Here is a 4103-nt window from a genome sequence, read left to right on the forward strand (position 1 = left end):
CAGCCCTTTCTAGACATTAGCCAATGTACCGCAGCGACTACACTGCAGGCGCGGCATTCTGTGACCAGGGTCCCGAAAGCAGACGCTCAGATAGCTAAGGCGGCCGAAGTCGATTCTGCGGTACTACAGGTGCCATTGTTCCGGCTGTTGGCACTGCCGTATTTGGGATTTAACGACAATTGTATACGCGTTTGTCCATCAGACAAGCGCCATCACGTAGCCCGAAGTCTCTACTTGTGAATGTGGGGCCTTCAGCGTGGGGGAGCGTCCTGCTCACCTCAGAGGTGAGCAGGTTTTCATCCGCGCCCTGCAAGTCTACCGCGTCGGCCTGGCGCTCCAACTCCGCCATTTCGGAAACGAGATCACCCTCTCCGGTTGTGACCATTGCGGCCTCTCCGCTTCCTGCTTCTAGGCGCCTAAGCTCTTCCTCACTGTTGCATTCTGCGGTCGGGGTGTGCGGGAAGCGAACACCATCCGGAAAGACGATTTCCTGGGCCGGATTCGGTATCGTTACTCCAGCAGTCTGTAGCCCACCTTTGACCTGCCGCCTAAGCGCCGATCGAACCTTGAAAACCGAATACAATCTTCCGTCAAACCAGAACTGCACCCGAATGCTTACCTTTGACGGACCCAGTTCGTCGACCAGAGCATTCGGCTCGGGGTCTTCGAGCTCCGCTGGGTGCGCGCGGAGCGCCTGAATGATGATCTCCTGAGACTTCAGGATGGAATCTTCGTATCCGATACTGACGGTGAACTCGGCTCGCCGATTTGGATTGGTGGAGAAATTCTTGATAATACTTTTGAAAATTAAAGTGTTTGGAATTTGCACATGATTTCCATCCAGCGTCAGCAAGACAGTCGTGCGGATGTTGAGGTTCTGGACAAGGCCCTGATGCTCGCCCACCTGGATCCAGTCGCCCGCACGAAAAGGATTTCGTATGCTGAGAAGGATGCTTGCGAGAGAATTCTCAGCAATATCACGGAAGGCAAGGCCCAGCACGATACCGACGAGGCCCGTTCCTCCCAACACGGTAATGGCTAGGCGCGTGAGGCCAGCAATTTGAAGCACCAGGTAAATACCGATCAAGATCACGGGTATCGACAATGTGCGTGCCACAAGCTGCAGGAGCAGTGGAGACGCAATACGCCGACGAAGCGAATGACGTGCCAAAACAGCAACGCCGAGCGACAAGGCCCACGCGCACAGCAGAATAAGGACCGAGACGACCGGTTAACGGCGCAAACCATTGAACCTGATCGCTTAGCCGATCGATCTCGCGCCACGTCGGTGTCAGGTCCCAGCTAACTTGTGGATTCACCTCAATTCGCTTGACGACGGCCACAACGCCCTCAGTTCTGAGAGCCAACTGGCGTGACCATTCCTTCCGCTCTTCGGTTTCGGTTTGGCCGTCGAGAAAAACGATGCCCTCTCGCACGGAAATGGCAAGGGGTCCAAACCACCTACTGGCGACCACAATCCGCCGTAGTCGATTTTCGATCTCCGCGTCAAACACACCGGGCGCTACAGAGACGTCCTTTTGCGGATCACTGGCGACCTCATCCAGCATGTTCGGCGATGTCTGCGCCTGTACTGGTCGACTTGCAGGCATGAGCGCAAACGCGAGCAATATTGCCAGGCAGCCGAAAGCTCGTAGCACAGAGCCGTAAAGAAACGCGCATCTTGTTTTCATCGATACTTCTGCCTGTAGAGGTTATCGGACGATCATCTTTACATCAGTTCGAAATATAGCAATTGGGCACATCGCCGCTGCGTGAGGACTGTATGCTGTTTTCGAAAACCGCCACTTGAGCTACTCTCAAAAAATGGACAGCTTCGGGCGCAGTCAAGCTACACTCTATTCCTGCTGATGGGTTGAGTCGATTATTTCTCAGCCAATAGACCACAGCTGGTGGCCTGCGGCCAAGGTCTACATTGTGCTAGCAACCTTCATTGACCGGCCTAATGTAGAGCTTCAGCGCGACGATCCTAGTGCTGCAGCGCCGCAAGTCCGCTTCGAGCCCACTTTGACAGATGCTGCATCGCGCTCAGATGACCGTCAATTGGCGCGATTCGGTCGTTCATGCCGAAACGAATCCCAACGAAGATACTTCCGATTGCGCGCCTGAATTGCATTGGCGGACAAGCACAGTGGTTACATTCTCATCAGTACTCGGGCCGCCCTTATCAGGACCATTGGGTTAAGGTCGGTGCGTGCTACGGGCGGCGGTGGATCGACGCGGCCCGTCAGGGCCGCCGCGGCGGTGCGCGCGGAGCGGATGGAGTATTCCACCGTGAAGACGCAATCGCGGGGCTGTTCGCAGAATTGCCCGATCACCGCAAAATTTCGCGCACCGATGGGGCGAATGTCAGGGCGGTCGCCCGGCTTGTGGGGCATGAACTGGCTGGTGATATAAGGCATTCGACACGGCAGAACGCGCGCGTCGTCGAACCAAGTTGCCTGCGCTGCATCAAGTTTCAGATGCCCGCATAGCTCGCTGATGATCTCGTTGCCTGTCGCCTCCCACATCGGTTTGCTGACGAAGTCGCCGAGCCGATCGCCGCGCAATCCATAACCCCAAAAGGTGTAGGTGCCATGTTCTTGACCTCGGAAATGCGGCTGGTGGAACAGCACGACCGACAGCGTCCAACCAGAATCAGCGAAAGTGATCAGTCCGCCAGTGCCTGTCCGATTGTTCGTGAAATCCTCCATAAACCCGAAGAAATCCGGGCGATCCATTGTTACCGTAAACGAATGCCATGCGGTCTTGCTGGTGTCGCCACAGAACGCGTCGGGGCGGCCGAAACCTTCGTGCGTAGCCGCAAGCTTGCGCCACAGCGCCCATGCCCCACCTTCTTGGTCCGCAATATCCGGGGCGCGGTCGTTCGTACCCTCTGCGCTCGCGTCCGTCATCGAACCCAGCGTGAGGTATGCGCGGTCATCGTCGCTGACCTTCACTCTCCGACCGTCGCCCAAAGTGAGGGCCGTGACACGACGGTCCCGCCGAGTTCCCTCGATCATAACGTCAGTGACCTGCCTGCCGGTATCGATCCTGACTTCCCGATCCCGCAGCCATGTTACGATGGGGACGATCAGGGAATCATACTGATTGAAGCGCGTACGTAGAATGCCCGCGACTCGCGTGAAACCGGGAAAGAGGTGGATGAACCGCCGCAGATAGCGCCTCATTTCAGTCAGCGCATGCCACGGCTGAAAAGAGAACATCGTTGACCACATCAGCCAGAAATTGCTCTCGAAGAAGGACGGCTCGAACCATTCCTCAATGCTGCGTCCCGCGAGACTGCGTTCCGTCCGAAGGATGAGGCGGTAGATATCGACAATGTCCTGCGCACCCAGCGTCAGATCATAGCGGTCTTCAGCCGGTCGCCCGTCCCGAACGAGGCGACAGTTGGACGACCCTGGCACCATGCGATTGAAGGCCTTGATATCCTCAGTGACGCTGAGATATGAATCCTTCGGGGACGGGAGCGTGTCCAGAAGTTCGAACGTACACGCGAAGTGTTCCTCGAACATGCGACCACCGCGAATCATATATCCGGTCTCGGCGTCGCCCGACCCGTCCAGCGATCCACCAGCAATCCCGAGCTGCTCGTAGATGGGGATGTTCTTGCCTCCGACCCCTGCGTCGCGGATCAAGTAGACGGCAGTTGCCAGTCCGGCGATGCCACCGCCGATGATGTGGTGTTGCTCAAGCAATGTTGCTTTTGACATTTGCCATTGCCCTTCCGGTTTGGAACTTGGGCAAGTTAGCTCCAGACGAAGGGCATCGCGTTGACATGGATCAGTCTGGCGCCGGACTTGCGACTGTTCGGTTCAAGGACCTCTGCATGTCACGCCAATCGCAGCTTACTGAAAGCCGGATCGCCGGAGGGAGTTGTTAGTTAAACGGCAGGTAAGGGTCGCAAAGCGGGAGTTGATGAAAATAATGCAAGCAACTGCTTAGTCCGAACTTCTGCCCTCCAACTCCAAAATTTCGCCGCACCTCTCATCAATGACCGCTTCTCATGCGGCATCGCAGCGGTCGCAGGCTGTGTTCCCAGGCCGAAAGACAGACTTTGCAAATGTCGCTACCTGCCGCATAGC

Annotated in this window: 2 protein-coding genes and 1 pseudogene; all 3 read right to left on the minus strand. The window is 56.6% G+C overall.

Annotation, left to right across the window (positions count from 1 at the left end):
- Nucleotides 1-169 precede the first annotated feature (169 nt).
- The 3 genes and pseudogenes from B4968_RS07750 to B4968_RS07760 all read right to left on the minus strand — a co-directional run bounded on the left by B4968_RS07750 (nucleotide 170) and on the right by B4968_RS07760 (nucleotide 3731).
- Nucleotides 170-1192, minus strand: coding sequence for a mechanosensitive ion channel family protein (locus B4968_RS07750; RefSeq protein ID WP_241525626.1), 1023 nt, complete (start codon nucleotides 1190-1192; stop codon nucleotides 170-172).
- Between the two features lie 130 nt (nucleotides 1193-1322).
- Nucleotides 1323-1691, minus strand: a pseudogene (locus tag B4968_RS26095) (BON domain-containing protein); the annotation flags it as partial.
- A 462-nt stretch (nucleotides 1692-2153) separates the two neighbouring features.
- Entirely contained in the window at nucleotides 2154-3731 is a 1578-nt protein-coding gene (locus B4968_RS07760) for an oleate hydratase (RefSeq protein ID WP_083098020.1), read from the minus strand.
- Nucleotides 3732-4103 lie beyond the last annotated feature (372 nt).

It is taken from the genome of Pseudophaeobacter leonis, from assembly GCF_002087335.1.
Classification (GTDB): domain Bacteria; phylum Pseudomonadota; class Alphaproteobacteria; order Rhodobacterales; family Rhodobacteraceae; genus Pseudophaeobacter; species Pseudophaeobacter leonis.

Coding starts and splice junctions, on each gene's coding strand:
- B4968_RS07760 (WP_083098020.1), bottom strand. CDS start 3,731: ATGTCAAAAGCAACATTGCTTGAGCAACACCACATCATCGGCGGTGGC.